Below are 17,332 nucleotides of genomic sequence, written 5' to 3'. Positions count from 1 at the left end.
GATAAATTTTACCGTTTGTTTCTTAAATTCTTCATTGTATCGTTGCCGCTGTTCTCCCATGTGGACACACCTCCGTTAGCCTTATTATCCTTCCGTCCGTTAACGGGTGTCCACTTTTTATTCTAGTTCCATGCAGTCTGTTCAACAAGCTATTGCAGCACAGATAATGCTGCCTGAATGCTTTGCTCTACAAATTGACGATCCGGGCCTGATTTCATCAATACCGTTAATCCAATCATCGACACCACCAGTGATTGCGCCGCAAGACCTGCATTGATGTGCCCTGCCAGCTCTCCGCTTCGCTGCCCTCTTTCGATAACCTCTCTGAAAATAACTGCCAGGTACATCTGATGCTCTCGTGTTAACACCGCAAATTTGGGATCATGAGGAGCCAGTTCCACCATCGTGTTGATACAAAAACACCCGTAAGCAGGATCACCCGCCCCTCCTTTTGCTGCAATCCACTCAAAAATCTCTTGCATAGCTTCTCTGACGGAGTCCCCCTGACCCAGCCGCGCTCTAATCTCTGCGGCATGAAAGGTTGTATATCTACGGAGTACACGTTCAAACAACTCCTTTTTATCTCCAAACGCCGCATACAAGCTGGGCCGCTGAATCCCCATCGCCGTAGTTAAATCTGTAAGTGACGTCGCTTCGAACCCTTTAACCCAGAATACGTGCATAGCAGCGTCAAGCGCCTTATCTGTGTCGAATTCCCGTTTTCTAACCATAACACCGCCCCTTTATTTATCGAACAGTACAATACCATTTTAACTCAACCTCCGCAAAAATCAAAATGGAAGGCCTGCATCACCCCATGCTGAAATGTCCCTTCTACTCCAAATAAACTCGTTCATCCTTATGTAATAACTCTTCCACACTGTTTTTCTCGTTCAACCTCATATTCACTCATCTTCACTCATTGTTTTCTGACATTCTCTAATTTCTACTCATGTTTGCTCATCTCAAATCATTTTTCTCATTCTTCTCATTTTCTCTCATGTCTTCTCATGTTTCCCACCTCCGCACCCCATTTATTACCTCTGAAAATTCTGTCTAACACCATGCTCTAGTAATTCCTTCATTGACATTTTTGGCGAAAAAATATATTGTTAATCCCGATTATAATATACTGATCAGTACATAATAGAAAGGCAGGTTGTTCGAATGCACACCTCGCTTCAGAATTCACAATTGTCCACACCGAAGAAACAGGGCATAACCAACACACTTGCTTGGGTATTTGCTGTCTGCAGCGGTCTGTCCGTAGCCAATATCTATTATGCGCAGCCCTTGCTGGATTCCATCGCCCAGGAGTTTGATCTGTCTACTGGAGTGATCGGCATCGTAATTACGGTTACCCAGATATGTTATGCCCTCGGTCTGCTGCTGCTTGTACCGCTTGGCGACCTCATTCATCGCCGCAAACTGATCATTGTGCAAATGTCTCTTTCGGCCGCTGCATTATTGGGCGCAGGCACTGCTGCTTCACATTCTGTTCTGTTTACAGCGCTTGCCGCGGTTGGTTTATTCGCCGTTATTACCCAGACATTTGTTGCGTATGCAGCCCATCTGTCGGCCGAATCTGAGCGGGGAGCTATTGTCGGCCGGGTGACCAGCGGCATAGTTATCGGCATTTTGCTGGCAAGAACCGTGGCAGGTGTAATGAATGACTGGCTTGGCTGGAGATCCGTTTATTTATTGTCAGCCAGTTTGACTTTAATCAGTGTTGTCGTATTGTTTCGCATGCTCCCTCGGCAATCCTTCAGCCAGCCCAAGCTCAGCTACTTGCAGCTGCTTCGTTCCACCCTGCGACTGTATGCAGAATTACGTATCCTTCGCATGCGCGGACTGCTTGCCATGTTCATATTTGCGGCGTTCAGCATTTTATGGACTTCCATCGTGCTGCCGCTCAGCGCACCTCCGTTATCGTTATCACACACCTCTATAGGAGCCTTGGGTTTTGCTGGTATTGCTGGCGCACTCGCTGCCGCGAGTGCAGGGAAACATGCCGATCGTGGATATGGTCAGAGAACAACAGGCATCTCACTCGTTATTTTAGTATTGTCTTGGGCATGTATCGGATTGTTACACACTTCATTGTGGTTCCTCATCGTTGGCATTATTTTACTCGACCTTGCTGTTCAGGCAGTGCATGTCACCAATCAGAGCATGATCTACCGGGTGAGACCCGAAGCCCAAAGCCGTTTGACTGCTTCCTATATGATCTTTTATTCTATCGGCAGTGCGGCAGGTTCCATCGCATCCACTCAAGTATATGCACGTGCAGGCTGGACAGGTGTATGCTGGTTAGGTGCAGGCATTAGCGCAATAGCTCTGCTGGTATGGCTTGTCGATCGAAAGTCGGATCACCTTGCATGACCCTCACATGGATTGGATGAATAATGAATAACAAAACAGACCAAACAAACCTCTTATCGGATGACAAGAGGTTTGTTTGCATTACTTATTTGATTAAACACGTCTTTGAAGACCGTTACGGAACACGCTATTGAAGCGGTAATTAGATCAACAGCTCATTGATGGATAGAGAACGTTCTTTAGACAGATCGCGGTACTCCTCCGACTCCACTTTGATCAGCGGTTTGAAAATGTCGGAAGCATTGTTCATGACAATGACACCTTTTTCTCCATTGCTAAGCAGCACCTGTTTGCCGATAAAGTTAGGCAGCAAATGCTGCATCAACGCCTGAACCGCCTTCTCGTTTAATTTACCAAAGCCCATTGCGTAAATATCTCTAAGATTGTTAATCAGGTTCGGATTGCTTGCTCCATGATTGCCGGAACGCATGCCAATATAAATATCTGCTACGGAGACGATTTGAGTATACGGATGAATCTCTCCTTTTCCAAGCTGCATCGGATATCCTGAGCCGTCCTCCCGCTCATGATGCTGCAAAGCTACCAAAGCAGTCGCTTCATCTGTCATGGAGTTTTTGATAATCTCATGGCCATATATTGTGTGACGCTGCAGTTCAAGCTGCTCCTCTGGCGTCAAAGGCTCTGTTTTATTGCGAATCCGATGGGAGACTTTACATTTTCCGATGTCATGCAAATAACCCCCGCGGCTGATCTTATAGCTTTCGGCCTGGGAATACCCCATCCAGTTTGCGATATAAAAGGATAACAGACCTACCTGAATGGAATGGGTGTAGTTGTTCACGTCATCCCGCTCCAGCATCATCAGGAGATGCACGACGTCCTTTTGCTCATCAAGTCCTTCAACCATTGGCTGCAATGCATCATCAACCATTGTTGCGTTAAACTTGCCTACAGTCAGCGCTTCCAGAAACGCATTTTGATAATTATGTACAGTCTGAAGGAATTGGGGCTTCATTTCCTCTTCAGGAGGTTGCTCTTTACTGCTGGTGCTGGTGCTTGTACTGCTTGATCCAGCTGCATGTTTCAATGAAGCTGCGAAAAATTCTGCTTCGCTGATCTCTTCATCGCGCAGTTCGATATCTACGTAATCTACCCGATGCTGCATAAGCAAGGTAATATCCTCGCTGCGAATGACAGTCCCCTTTCCGAGAATGTGCAACCCTGCATCGCTGAACGTATCTGCTGTCAGACGGTCCCCGTCCTGCAGGTTCATAATATGGATTCTCAATCGGAACTCCCCCTGAACACATGATTATAGTTAACAGCTCCCGGATGGAACGGGGCCAAGACATACCTATACTTCTTAATATCGTTTAAATTCCAGCTTTTTTACATAGTCCAAACGACCTTAATCATATAGGCAAATATGAATAACTAAGACTTTATCCTTATAGGTAAAACGTCGTTTTATCCCGGTTATTTACACAAAGAAGGAGGTTTCTTCTCATTTTCAAGCTTCTCTGCGGCATAAATCCATAAAAAAGGAAGCCCAAACCTGGTTTGGACTCCTCTGTAAATGCACTGCACTGCCTGATATATAAAATTACAGTTTAATCGATTCAAGACTTGCACCCTTTGCGAAAAAGCGTTCAATACCCTTCTCCACAGAAGGATCGGGAACAAGTGGTGGGGCCTGATGCGGCTTCACTCGCGCATCAATAATGACCTGGTCACAGCCCCAGTGCTTGTGAGCATAACTGCTGTTAACCCCATACATATCATGGGATGGATTGCTGCGTGTGAAGGTAGCCCACAGAAAATTGCTGAGGCTTGCACTCATAAATGAACTGTCGTCACATACGATAATCATCGGACAACGCTCCAGCCCGCCACGTTCTTGGAGAGCAGCAGCGAACTCTTTCATTTCTTGTGCTGTGTGCTCATATGAGGTGAAGGCCGAGGTCTGAACGGCAACGACCCCTGGCATAATCAGCTGTGGATTTTCGTAACCGCGCACATCCCGTAAGGCTTCCGGCACTTCCCTGCATAACTCACGAATTTTGTCTCCATATGCCGCCATTACTACTTTACTGCCGCTATTCAGTCCCGTCCCCGAATAATCCAGCGTATCAATGGTCGTATGGGTATAGAAATGAATATCACGCTGCAAATCCATACGCTCCAGTATATAGGTTAGAAACTCGACTTCTCGATGTGTATCCAAAGGCTGCTTGTCCTCAGCTGTGATGAAGAGATATTTTGCCAGGCTCAGCTGGCCTGTACCCAGAATGCGATTGGCAATGGTCAGCAGCTCTGTAGGCTGCTTCACATCTGTGTACGGGGTATAGCGTTCACTGCCGATCGCAAACAACAGTGGATGAACACCCGCAGCATCTACAGCGTGAACTTCTTTTACACCCGGAATTTCCTGTTTGATCGCATCTCCGGTAATTTCATGAATCAGATCACCAAATGCGGTATCCTCCTGCGGCGGGCGACCTACAACTGTAAACGGCCAGATCGCATTTGGTTTGGCATACACTTTATGCACACGCATCAGCGGGAATTCATGGGTCAGGCTGTAATACCCCAGATGGTCCCCGAACGGTCCTTCCGGCTTTGTCTCCCCTGGGTAAATCTCACCCGTGATGACAAAATCCGCGTCATTACTGATGCAGTACCCATCTTTATAACTGTAACGGAAACGGCGTCCAGCCAGCAGACCTGCAAAGGTCATCTCACTCAGCCCTTCAGGCAGCGGCATCACCGCAGACAGCGTATGCGCAGGCGGCCCACCGATGAAAATGCTGACCTTGAGCGGCTCGCCTTTTTTCACCGCTTTGGCCTGATGGATACCGATTCCCCGATGAATCTGGTAGTGCAAGCCAATCTCCTTGTTCATCTCGTAATCATTACCACTCAGCTGAACACGATACATGCCCAGATTGGAATTCATAATACCCGGTTTGTCCGGGTCTTCCGAATACACCTGCGGCAGCGTCACAAACGCCCCTCCATCCATGGGCCAATGCTTGATGAGCGGCAGATCGGAGATTTGAATCTCCTGAGCTGACACGGGAAGGCTGATCGATTTCTCCTTAGGCAGAGCCTGCCAGGCCGCAAGACCCGTACGGATATGTTTTAACGGCGTTTTGAGCGCCTTCATTGGATCGTCCCGAACGGCCATAACACGCTGTACACCTTCAAGTGTATCCCGGAACATGAACTTGCTGCGTTCAACTGTGCCGAACAGATTGGAGACGGCTTTGAACCTGGAACCTTTTACATTTTCAAATAACAACGCCGGGCCCTTGGCTTCATGTACCTTCATGTGGATGGCAGCCATCTCCAGATTCGGATCGACCTGCTCCTTCACCCTGATCAGATGTCCATGCTGCTCCAGATCATTAATGCAATCTTCCATATTATGATATTTCATCGGATGGCTCCATTCTGTATATAATAAAATCGCTTGATTATGTTCATATATTCACATACACATGCAGTATGATAGGACAAGAACGCCTATGATCACAAGGTTTTAATTTTTCTTCTATGCCAAGTCTATTAAACTATGCACTGCACGTCTCTTCTATTTTATCAAATGATCTGCCGCTAAACAAAGAAAACTATTCTTCCATTAAATAATCCTTAAGGATGCGCCATTCTGCTAAATAAAGCATAGAAAATGCAGAACCAAGCTCGGTACCGGTTTATCGGAACCTGCGATTCTGCATCATAAAAAAGCGGTACCTCTCATTTCATGGTTATTGCTCATTCCCACAAGACATCATGAAGTCAATCGTTTTCGCGGGATCGTTACCACCATTTCTGTGCCTTCACCCACAGTACTTGTGACATCAATGATGCACTCATGCAGTTTCAAAATTTTGATGACAATAGATAAGCCTAGTCCATTGCCCTTGAGAGAGCTGCTTCGCGCTTTATCCACCATATAAAAACGATCAAAGATATGCGGCAGCGCCTCCTGCGGAATGCCTTTTCCCGTATCCCGAATGTGTACGCTCACACCGGACGGCCCCTCCCTCATATCAACATAAATGCTTCCGCCCGCATCCGTATATTTGATGGCATTGCCTATTATATTTTGCCAGACCTGATCGAATAAATCCTCATCCGCCTGCATGGTGCAGGGCAGCAGCTCCAGTTCCATATTTAAATTTTTCCTGGACCATTGCGGCTCTGCCAACACAATTATTTTTCGCAATTGCTCATCCAGCTGGAACGAGCTGAAGCTCGTGGGATGATGCTCAGAATCGAGGGACGCCAGGCGAAGCAGATTATCGCTCAATCTCGATAAACGCAGTGTCTCTTCGTAGATGATTTCAAGGTGCTCCTTCTGTTCTTCCGGAGGGATCAGCCCGTCCTGAAGCGCCTTGGTGAAGCCCCGGATCGACGTCAGCGGAGACTGCATCTCGTGCGAAACGTTACTGACAAAGTCCTCGCGTATGGAATCAATCTTCTGCAGTTCTCTTGCCATCTGGTTGAAGCTCTCCATCAATTCTCCGAATTCATCATGATTTCTGTACTTCAGACGCACGGTCAAATCTCCTGAGGACATTTTCTGTGCCGCTGCCGTCAGCTGTTTAATCGGCTTTACAATAAATCTGGACATCAGCAGAATCAATAAACTACCAATGATCAGTACGGTTAACAGTGAAGTGAGCAGCCTCTCCCTTAACGTATGAAACAGGGGTGCGAAATCATTTTGCATCAATACGGCATCCATACCTGTCCCCCCCGGAACTCCCACTGCAGCTGTACCATTTTTGTTATTAAAAATGACTGCCTTCGTCCTGCCAGGTTCGAACAACGCCTGCACCTGCTCCTTAGGTAAAGCCGCAAGCACCTCACTTTGCTTGTTCACCAGCGTAATGTTCATACCGTACTTTTCAAAAATTTGCAAGCTCGATTGCAATTTTTCAGGATCATCTATGAGATGGATCAAAGTCGCAACGTCTTCAGCTACTGCTGCCATGGCGTCATTTGGGGTGTTTTTCCCAGCATCATTCTGCAAAATAAAAGTTAATACCAGACTCACAATCACAATACCGATAAACGTAACCACAATGCGAAAACGTAAACTGTTCCTGATAAACTTCATGTCAGCTCCAGACGATATCCAAGTCCGCGGACGGTCGAAATCGTAAATTGCGAGACGGATTCCAGCCTTTCCCTGAGACGTTTGATATGCACATCTACGGTGCGCTCATCCCCTTCGTAATCCATACCCCAGATATCATAGATGAGCTGATGACGCGTGCATATTTTACCAGGCTTGCTGGCGAGCGAAAACAGAAGCTCACATTCCTTCTTTTTCAGATCGATTGTTCTTCCCTCCGCTTCCACGATCAGACGATCCAGATCAATCGTCACTCCGCCAATCTGAATGATATGCGACAGACTTTTGTTATATCTTTTCAATAACGATTGTACCCGCAGAACCAGCTCCACGGGATCAAACGGTTTAACTACATAGTCATCCGTACCAACATGGAAGCCTTTAACCTTGTCTTTGGATTCTCCCTTGGCCGTCACCATCAGAATCGGAATATCCGTATAGGAACGAATGTCCTGAGTCAATTCAATTCCGTCCATCCGGGGCATCATCACATCCACGATCACAAGATCAACCTTGGTAGTGGAAAGGAGGTCCAGTGCCTCTTCCCCATCAGAGGCTTCCAGCACGGCTAACTGATTTTTCTCCAGATAGATTCGCATCAATTTGCGGATATGCGGGTCATCATCCACGACAAGTACGGTGTTCATCTGTACATTTTCCTTCCCGATATAAGCTTTATTCGTACCGCAGAGATTCCATCGGGTCCAGCTTTGCTGCCTTGGAAGATGGCATCAGGCCAGCAATTACACTTATTCCTGTGCTTACAGCAAAACCAAACAGCATATAGTTGCCCGATAGATGAATCAATTCTGCCCCAAACGCCTGTTCCAGCAAAATGTTAAGCACGTAACTGAGGCCAAGCGCCGCGATTACGGCAATGATACCACTAAATGCACCTAACAGGGCAGACTCGGAGAAGAAGATTCGCCGAATATCTTTTTTCCTTGCACCGATCGCTCGTAAAATTCCAATCTCTTTGGTGCGTTCCACCACACTGATGTATAACACAACCAGGATCATAATGCCGGATACAATCAGAGAAATGCCTGCAATGCCTGCCAGTACGATCGTCGCCATGCTCACGTATGTTGTAATATTCTCCATGATTTTGGCCTTCTGTGAGCCTGTAAACCCTGCATCTGCTGCAGCTTTATTAATATCGTTGACATATTTCATATCGGTGGCATAAGCGTTCACCTGAATGGGCCCTATCGTAATATCATGACCCGAATACAAGCTCTCAAGTGTCTGAGCGGGGATATATCCCGGTGTCTGCTGCATAGGTGATCTTGGCTCCTCAGCTTCATACAACCCGGAAACGGTCAATTTTTTCTCTAAAGTAACCGGTTTATGATTGGCATCCATTTCGTTGATATACAAAGTGATCGTCTTGCCGATCATGGATTCAGCCTGGTTCCCGCTTAACTGATCTGCAGCAGTTTTCGGCAGCAATATTTGATTATCAGCGGGCATTGCGCCCTTCTCAATCAAGGCAGAGTCGAACGAATCAGTAAGTGTTGTAAGCTGTGAAAGTGCCATGCTTTGCTCATCATACACCATGGTTGATTTTCCTGTAATAGAAGTGATTGTTTCAATATGATCTACATTCGGGAAATGACGTATCTTTTCGATGTCGTCTTTGGTAAACGATTCTCCCGGCGCCATTAAAGCCTGCGGTCCCTGCAAGTCCTTGGACGCCGCGCTTGGTTTAGTCATATCCACAAGTAAGGGGTCCATGCTTGCATTGATCTCATCGTTCATATATGTTGTGATGCCGTTACCGAGGGACAACATGAGAAGCACACTTAATATGCCGATGGAGCCGCCTAAAGCAACCAAAACATTTCGTTTCATGTTAAGCTTCATATTTTGCAGCGCCATGCGAAATGATGCTAAGAGACCAAGACTGCGTGAAGTGGCCCGATCCGGCTCATTAACTGCGCTGGAGCGTTCCCTCAACTGAATATCATCTGCTACTCTGCCTTCCTCCATTCTCACGATTCTTGTGCCGGAATCAGCGACCTTCTGGGAGTGTGTTACCGCCAGAACCAGCACCCCTTTTTGAGCAATGTTATCCAGCAGCTTCAGAATCTGATCTCCATTCTCCCGATCCAGCGCCCCTGTGGGCTCATCAGCAAGAATAATATCAGGATTATTGGACAGAGCGCGGGCAATCGATACTCTCTGCTTCTGTCCCCCGGACAGCTGGTTTGGACGTTTATGCAGATGTTCTTTCAACCCGACCTCAGTCAGAATATCAATGGCTCGCCGGGTCCGCTCCTTAACCTCGGTATCTGTCATCTGCATCGCAATGGTTACATTTTCGAGCACAGACAGATGGGGAATCAGATTGAAATTTTGAAAAACAAATCCTACATTATTTTTGCGATAATCATCCATCTCTTTCTCGGTCATTTCACTCAAGTTTTGCCCGCGAACTACAACATTTCCTTCATAATCGGAGTCCATTCCCCCAATGATATTCATCAGCGTGGATTTCCCACATCCCGATTCACCAAGAATAGACACAAATTCTCCCGTCTGGAAACTCAGGTTCAAGCCATGAAGAACGGGCACCTTTTCTTTGCCATATAACGTGTATGATTTACGTACATTTTCCACTTCCAGTATTTTCATTTATTCTTCCACTCCTGTTTCTGTAAAATAAAATCATAATCTTGTGAACACATCCTATCACTCATTTGTGAACTGATTATGAACTGCCCCATCTGAGCACAAAAAAGCACCCGCAGCGGCTTGAAGTACATCTTCAAGTCACCACAGGTGCATGGATTACAGAATCAAGAAAGTAAAAGCTTATTTGTTATTCAGGAAAATTAAATCAATCCCGCCTTGGCCAGCAAACGTTTCACAATCGCTGCTGTCTGTGCGCGGCTAACGTCTGCATCCGTCATCAGCCTGCCCTCATCACCTTGTACCAAACCTTGTTTGATTGCCGATGCTACAGATTCAGCCGCCCACGGCTGAACTTTGTTGCCGTCACTGTATGTGCCAAGCAGATTCGCAGTTTCGGAAGCATCTGCCTGTGCCAGCTCCACCAGCTTCATAGCACGGGAAACGATTGTCATCGCTTCAGCGCGAGATATTTCGCTGTTCGGACGGAAGCTATTATCGGTATAACCGGAGATTAATCCGTAAGATACCGCGGTTTGAACTTCATTTTCATACCAGCTGTCTGCCTTCACATCAGTAAATGCGGTTGTTACGTCATTCTCGGGTGAATGCAAACCCAGACCTCTGAGCAGCACAGCCGTGAACTCCGCACGCGTAATACTGCGATCCGGTGCAAATTGTTGATCCCCCTCACCCTCGACAACGAGACGGGAAGCCAGATCCTCCACATCCGCACGGCTCCAGTGACTGGAAATATCGTTAAAGGTCGTTGGATGGTAGATCAAAGCGTACGTGCTGTTCGTCAAACTGTTAATGACGGCTGAATCATTTACTGTGCCCTTGATGACTTTGGTCGGCACATGCAGCATCGTTCCGTCCGCTTGAAGCACAACCCCTGTTGTAATCTTGGAGCCGTCTACGCCTTCAGGCAGCGTAATCGAACGTTCTACATAGGCGTTGAAACGATTCACATCAACCTGCTGGCCGTTGTATACAGCCTTCACTTCGAAATCGACCGGAGCCGCAACTACCGTGGTATTTCCGATTTTGCTTGCTGCTGCTTCAATTGCAGCTTTCTTGGTTTCATTGCTCGGTGCAATGGCAATCTGGATGGTTACGTCTTCCAGTGGTGCTGTACCGCCCAGCTGTTTCACAACCTGATCTACTTTGATTTGGCTCGCTGGCAAGGTGTATGTACCCGTATCTGTCTGAATAACCACCTCAGCGTTGCTGCCTTCCATCGTTTTAACCAGCTTAGCGTTTAATTCACCCACAACTGTGTTCGTGCCTGTGCCCGTAACCGGGAGTAATAGCGTACGAAGCCCGTTACCCACCTGATTAATCACTTTGTTGTTATCCACATGAATTGTTGTTGTCACCTTATTGCCTGCTGTAGAAGTAGAGGCCGTTGCAGACTGCTCCTGTTTTTGCCCATTCACATAGATGTCAACGCCTTTAGTCGCGGCTGGAATTGAAGGTGCAGATGATACAGGAGACGACACTGGTGATGACACAGAGGTGCCCCCGCCTGATGAACTGCCAGAGTCCGGTGTTGAAGGTGAACTGGAATTCCCTCCTGAACTGGCTGCTGTAATCGTAATCGATCCACCTGACAACTCGGCAGGCGGACTGTACTCCAGATTATTGAAGCGCCAATGTTCTGTATCATTCTGATCAACAGTGAGGTGTGTCGTGCCTGGAGCGGCACTGCTTTTCGCTTTAATCTCCATCTCGAATAGTGACTGACCTGCATCAATCAGACCTGAATCTTCTTGAGAACGGTCTTTCGAATTCACCCAGATGATGCGTACCCAGCCTTCGGCGTTATTAATTTGGTATTGGAAGTCAGGCACACCTGTCTCCGTTGCAGAAGAGGCTATAATGCCGGACGCTGCTGGTGTAATACGTACCACTTCCAACGTCGATTTATCATAATCAATCTGCATATTATAAGCGTTAACCGGATACTCATTCTGTGTCAATTTGACAGGAACCTTAACGGATTGTCCAGCCTGCACACTAACATTGCTGAATTCGATTTGAGATGTAACAGCTGGTCTGGCCCCAGCCACACCAGGTAAGATAAGCGAAGATAATAATGTTAACATGATCATGCCTGACATCGTTTTTCTCATTTTTGCACGTTTCTTTTTCGGTTGAAGCATGGTATAACCTCCATGTCATAATTCAAATGTTTTGAGACTCAATGATTAATTCATCAGAAAAATGAAATTATTAAATTATGATCAAGGTGGGGGAGGCGGTCCCTCCATCGCTTGCATTCCACGAATAACTACAGCTTTTCCTTCAGGATACTGACTCGAAATGGACACTGGTGTTATTTTAAGTATGAGATATCTACCCACATCAGCATTTTGAATCGTATATTGATCAGGATTGGGTTGATCAATTGCTAATTCGTCTGTTCCGTTCACATCTGCAGCCGTATACCATTGATATTTGGCAGTAGCCAGAGAATCACCATCTACATCTAATTGTGTAAATGATCCAGTAATCGTTTGTCCAACTTGCATTGTTCCATTTAACTTGCCATTCAACGCATAAGGAGCATCATCCACTTGCTTAAACGTCAGCACATAACTGTTATCCTTCGCGCCAAGCGTCCCTCCAATATATCCTTGCATGAAAGCACTCATGTCATTAGTCTTATCAGGTACACCGTTTCGGTCGATATCCGCTTTGTTCATCTCTACTAAAGAAAAGGAGATACCTCTACCGAACTGTATGTTACGAAGGTAACTGAATAATTCGACTGCATCGGCAGAATCCACATAGCCGTCATTATTGAAATCCCCTTTTTTGCTGATGTAAAGCTCGATGTTGTCTGTAATCGTTTCTGATTGGGAATTCGGTTCTTGCGAAGCATTGTACTGCGCTGTTAATTCAATATTAATGGTGCCACTACGATAAGGAGTAACGACCAGTTTATTATCAATCACAACTACATTGGCGATATCACTACTGGAATTTGCATCAATTCCACTAAAAATTTCGGATGGGAAATGCGTGCTTAAATCAACCGTTATTCTGTTGTCATCTCCAACTGCGATTGGTACTAAATTCATATTAGGCTGCTTTGATGAGGAATCTAACCAAGGGATTCCCGAACTAAGTACAGGTTCTGAAATCACAATGTTGGACTCAGGCAGTGATGCATTGGCTTGAGGAAGTGAACCTGCTACCGGCAAGGCTATGCCGAGTCCGAGTGCGGCCAACATGCTTTTTTTCATAATCGGCTTTAATGTATTACGTTTGTTTTTCCCCTTCAATTCATGTTCCTCCTCGTGTATATCTAAAATTTGAAAAGACTATGCACTGAGTATAACGATGTATTCTGAACCGATTCTGAACAGGTCTAACGAACTATTCCCAGTTCCGAATCGACAAAAAACGCCATGGTATAAGCTCCCATGGCGTTTTCATCATCAAAAAATTCCCATTTTATATTCATTTGTCGAAAAATATATTTTTAAATGCCCTCAACAATCCGCTTCGCACGCACATTTACCTCACGATACAGCTCATCCTCATCCAGCGTAAGCAGCTTTCGATCACGCATCAGAATCCGTCCATCCACAATGGTGGTGTGCACATCCGCTCCATTCACACTATAAGCCAGCAGCGACTCCATATTATGAATGGGCTGGAGATGAGGTTTAGCAAGGTCAATCAGAATGAGGTCGGCTTTATATCCAGGCGCCAGCACTCCTACTTCATCGTGAAGCGACAGCAGCTTTGCACTTCCGCGGGTTGCCATATTGAGCACTTCACGCGCCGGGATCCGGGTTGGATCACCGTAGTCCAGCTTTTGCAGCCAGCATGCCGCCTTGATCTCCTCAAACATGTCGAGTGTCGTTGCGCTTCCTGCTCCATCTGTGCCAAGCCCCACAGTAATTCCTTCGGTTCTCATCGCTTCAATCGGTGCAATGCCGCAACCCAGCTTGAGATTACTCACCGGATTATGTGCCACACCGCCGCGCATGCCCTTCAATTTGCTCACATCATTTTCATTAAGATGAACCGCGTGAGCCAGTAGCACATGTGCATGGTCAAACATGCCCGCTTCAACCAAATACTCCGTTGGTGTCAACCCGTAACGGCTGTGGATCTTCTGCACTTCTTCTATCGTTTCCGCCAGATGAATATGCAGGGGAATATCGTCCCGAACCGCCATCGCAATCACGTCACGAAGCGGCTCCATTGGACAAGTATAAGGAGAGTGCGGCCCATACATCGTAGTAATTCGACCATTCGCTTTGCCTGACCAGCGCTGCACCAGGTCAACCGCTTCCTGCAGTCTGCGTCCCCCATCTTCCTCCATAAAGACCATACCACGCGTCAACGATGCACGAATGCCTGTTTCCGTAACGGCTTCTGCAATTTCATTCATGTGAATGTACATGTCCGCAAATGCAGTTGTTCCCGAACGAATCATCTCCGCTATGCCTAATTTGGCGCCCCAATAAATATCTTCGGATGTCATTCTTGCTTCCGCGGGAAGCATCTTGCGGTCCAGCCAGTCCATCAGCTTGAGATCATCGGAAAAACCGCGAAGCAAGCTCATCGGTGAGTGCTGATGCGCGTTAACCAGACCGGGCATGGCAAGTTTACTCCGCCCATCCAGCACATCATCCCCCGGCTGCGGATCAACATGACTTGCGATCTCCACAATGCGATCTCCTTCAATACGAATATCCCCCATAAAGGGGGATTCGTTATCTTGCATCGTTAGAATTGTAGCTTGCTGAATCAAAATACTCATATCACATACAGCTCCTCTGGATTGGTTGTATTTATTCCTAATCCAGCGTAAGGCTTGACGCAGCGGTAAGGTCAATCATTTTAAACGGGCAATCGCCACTTGGTGAAAAGTTTGCATAAACGGCCCTGGATCAATCTCGACCATATACGGGTAAACCCCGGTGCTTGTATGCAAATAGAAAAAGCCACCCTTATCTCCCATGCGACGAAAAGACATATCAAACACTTCGGTAATCAGGAACTCCCTGTACCTGGTCACGATTCGATCCGAATAAAGGGTCATGGTACGGGCGTTCATCTCAATCTCTTGTGTAAGGCCAGTCACTTCTCGCTGTACTCTGTAATAAGGCAATACGGCGATATGCTCCATATTCCCCCTCCAATCGTGCAAGATGTTATAGTCCCATCATAGCAGATTGGAGTCCGCTGGCAAAAATGCCTTTATTATTGTAAGGCTCGCTTTACGTAATTTTCGTAATAACCTTCAGCTTATGAGCTAGTTCATTCTGAATATCCTGTAAAGTGAAACACTGCTCGACATGATGTACCCCAGGCCGGAGAGGGTTGGTGTACACTTTTTTCGCCACAGCTGCAGCCACTTCCGCAGTGATCACCGCTTCCTTCTTACCCATGATACGTTGCTCTACATAGATGTGCTTCCCATTTTTCAATCCTTTAGCATCCACCTTTACCGCAAACATCGGCTCACCACCCGGCATCCAGGCAAAAGCCTTAACCGCCGCATTTCGAATCCACTTCCAACGTAAAAGCGTTAGTAGTCCTGCTCGTCTAGAAACCGACAATGCTCGTGTAATCCAACGGGAATCCAGACAAATTCTAGTGGATACGCTGGGAATGTTTAGCGTTCGAGCTACTGCCTGTTGATCAGAAAAAGGAAACCGATATGCCATTCGCCGTCCAAGCTTCTCGCCAAAATCAATCCATTTACCGCCGCTCAGACTCTGCACTCTTGCAAGCTGCCCATTCTGCATGACGTCAAACGTCGTGTTCATCTGATCCACAGTCCATTCAATCGCCGCCTTGCCATGTTTTTCTCCCAGACCTAGCAGTACCGAGATATTCGCTTCCTGCATCTGATCCATATGACTTGCCGCTTCTCGCACAAGCAAATTCGTTATCCCCGGAGATAATCCAACACTGAGAATAGCCATGGAGCCGGAAGCGTGCAGCATCGAATTCAATCCTTCTACCTGCGTCAAAAAATCAACCTTCGCAGATATATCCATATAATCCGTTCCGGCCTTGGCGCAGCTTTCAACAAACCGGGTATCGTGCTGATCCACACACATGATGACCAGTTTAACGTTTCGAAGCATGCCAGAGTCCACCGGTTTCGTAATATCCAGCTGCAGCGGTTTAACAGCTCCGCCCGTTTGGCGGCTGAATTGCTCAGCTCGTTCCCACCTGGTCCCTGCTGCCCACACCTTTCCTGGAAATGCATGTGCAAGCTGTTTGCAGATCATCTGTCCAACCTGGCCGTACCCCCCGATGACCCAAATCTGATCTTTCATACTCATGAATTGTTGTTCAGTCTCTGATCGCATAATATGCCTCCACCCAGAACGCTCCGAAAAAGCGTTTCATCCGGGAAAAACCGCATTCTGCAAGCAGCTGCACCATAAGCTCACCCGATACTGGGTCAGACTGTTCACCGAGTGAAGCCGCAAATCGATCCCATTCCTCAGCAAAAATACCTGCTTGCAGCATATGCTCCCTCCACGCCTGCATCATAACCGGATAGACCGGAGATGCAAGGTCCGCATTAACAGCCGCAATGATCAGAGGTGCGCCGGGCTTGAGCTTTTGGGACAGATGCTTCAAAAATGTTTTTTTGGCCTCCATACCCTGGATGAAATGCAGCATGAGCATACACGTTGCACCATCATACAAAGCTGCCTCAGGCAAATTTTCGATTGTACCCTGGAGCAGTGTAGTGCGGGCTGTGATACCTGCTTCCTCTGCCTTTTGCTGTGCCAGCTTTAACATCTGAATAGACGTATCCATGCCTGTCAGCTGCCACTCCCGATGACTTGCACCAAGCAGCGTAAGTTCCTTGCCGCCCCCGGCACCTGTTACAAGGATATGAATATCGTTGTTATCCGTAATCGAAGCTGCAAGCAGCTTTTCCATCATATGGTGCATATGGTCGTAACCCGGAATTTTGAGGGAAATAGATTGTTCATATCGACATAAATCTGCCGTATCCCAGCTCATAGCCGGGCTTCCGTTCACCTGTGTAGCTTTATCATATATATGTTCTTCCATCGCTTCTGCACTCCTCTGAATTTGAAGTTAGACTTGACTGTACATTCGTCTAATTTCATTATAAAAGGAAGCCGACAGACCACCATCCCAGAAGTATGGGATATATACGATCTTGTGGGAATTGCGATACATAAGAACTCGGGA

General features: G+C 46.8%; 13 protein-coding genes. 1 reads left to right on the top strand and 12 read right to left on the bottom strand.

Features of this window, described 5'->3' with window-relative positions; all coding sequences use genetic code 11:
- Window positions 1-149: 149 nt before the first annotated feature.
- A complete protein-coding gene (locus tag ACQSGY_RS29460; protein ID WP_427182141.1) occupies window positions 150-731 on the bottom strand; it encodes a TetR/AcrR family transcriptional regulator in 582 nt (193 codons plus the stop codon).
- Between the two features lie 436 nt (window positions 732-1,167).
- Between ACQSGY_RS29460 and ACQSGY_RS29455 the strand changes: the two genes are divergently transcribed.
- The gene (locus tag ACQSGY_RS29455; RefSeq protein WP_427182139.1) at window positions 1,168-2,382 is read left to right on the top strand and encodes an MFS transporter; all 1,215 of its coding nucleotides are present in this window, start codon (window positions 1,168-1,170) and stop codon (window positions 2,380-2,382) included.
- A 142-nt stretch (window positions 2,383-2,524) separates the two neighbouring features.
- Here ACQSGY_RS29455 and ACQSGY_RS29450 read toward each other — a convergent pair whose 3' ends face one another.
- The 11 genes from ACQSGY_RS29450 to ACQSGY_RS29400 all read right to left on the bottom strand — a co-directional run bounded on the left by ACQSGY_RS29450 (window position 2,525) and on the right by ACQSGY_RS29400 (window position 17,188).
- A complete protein-coding gene (locus ACQSGY_RS29450; protein ID WP_427182138.1) occupies window positions 2,525-3,631 on the bottom strand; it encodes an HD-GYP domain-containing protein in 1,107 nt (368 codons plus the stop codon).
- 315 nt (window positions 3,632-3,946) lie between these two features.
- On the bottom strand, window positions 3,947-5,782 hold the full coding sequence (locus ACQSGY_RS29445) for a UbiD family decarboxylase (protein ID WP_427182137.1): 1,836 nt from the start codon (window positions 5,780-5,782) through the stop codon (window positions 3,947-3,949).
- 351 nt (window positions 5,783-6,133) lie between these two features.
- Window positions 6,134-7,468, bottom strand: coding sequence for an ATP-binding protein (locus tag ACQSGY_RS29440; RefSeq protein WP_427182136.1), 1,335 nt, complete (start codon window positions 7,466-7,468; stop codon window positions 6,134-6,136).
- Window positions 7,465-8,133, bottom strand: coding sequence for a response regulator transcription factor (locus ACQSGY_RS29435; RefSeq protein WP_427182135.1), 669 nt, complete (start codon window positions 8,131-8,133; stop codon window positions 7,465-7,467). The genes ACQSGY_RS29440 and ACQSGY_RS29435 overlap by 4 nt, the downstream gene beginning before the upstream one ends.
- Window positions 8,134-8,161: 28 nt before the next feature.
- Window positions 8,162-10,123 carry an ATP-binding cassette domain-containing protein gene (locus ACQSGY_RS29430; protein ID WP_427182133.1) on the bottom strand — a complete coding sequence of 654 codons (1,962 nt, stop codon included), beginning with the start codon at window positions 10,121-10,123 and terminating at the stop codon, window positions 8,162-8,164.
- 200 nt (window positions 10,124-10,323) lie between these two features.
- Entirely contained in the window at window positions 10,324-12,285 is a 1,962-nt protein-coding gene (locus ACQSGY_RS29425; RefSeq protein WP_427182132.1) for an S-layer homology domain-containing protein, read from the bottom strand.
- Between the two features lie 81 nt (window positions 12,286-12,366).
- Window positions 12,367-13,410, bottom strand: coding sequence for a hypothetical protein (locus ACQSGY_RS29420; protein ID WP_427182130.1), 1,044 nt, complete (start codon window positions 13,408-13,410; stop codon window positions 12,367-12,369).
- 200 nt (window positions 13,411-13,610) lie between these two features.
- Complete coding sequence (locus tag ACQSGY_RS29415) at window positions 13,611-14,903, bottom strand: amidohydrolase (RefSeq protein WP_427182129.1); 1,293 nt, start codon at window positions 14,901-14,903, stop codon at window positions 13,611-13,613.
- Between the two features lie 75 nt (window positions 14,904-14,978).
- A complete protein-coding gene (locus tag ACQSGY_RS29410; protein WP_427182128.1) occupies window positions 14,979-15,272 on the bottom strand; it encodes a hypothetical protein in 294 nt (97 codons plus the stop codon).
- Window positions 15,273-15,363: 91 nt separating this feature from the next.
- The gene (locus ACQSGY_RS29405) at window positions 15,364-16,467 is read right to left on the bottom strand and encodes a saccharopine dehydrogenase family protein (protein ID WP_427182127.1); all 1,104 of its coding nucleotides are present in this window, start codon (window positions 16,465-16,467) and stop codon (window positions 15,364-15,366) included.
- Window positions 16,451-17,188, bottom strand: a complete 738-nt coding sequence (locus tag ACQSGY_RS29400; RefSeq protein WP_427182125.1) for a class I SAM-dependent methyltransferase — start codon at window positions 17,186-17,188, stop codon at window positions 16,451-16,453. Before ACQSGY_RS29400 ends, ACQSGY_RS29405 begins: the two co-directional genes overlap by 17 nt.
- Window positions 17,189-17,332: the final 144 nt, after the last annotated feature.

Source organism: Paenibacillus sp. TC-CSREp1 (assembly GCF_050171015.1).
In the GTDB taxonomy this organism is placed as follows: domain Bacteria; phylum Bacillota; class Bacilli; order Paenibacillales; family Paenibacillaceae; genus Paenibacillus; species Paenibacillus silvae.
The sequence above is the reverse complement of the archived record's forward strand: the minus strand, read 5'-3'. Positions and strand labels throughout refer to the sequence as shown.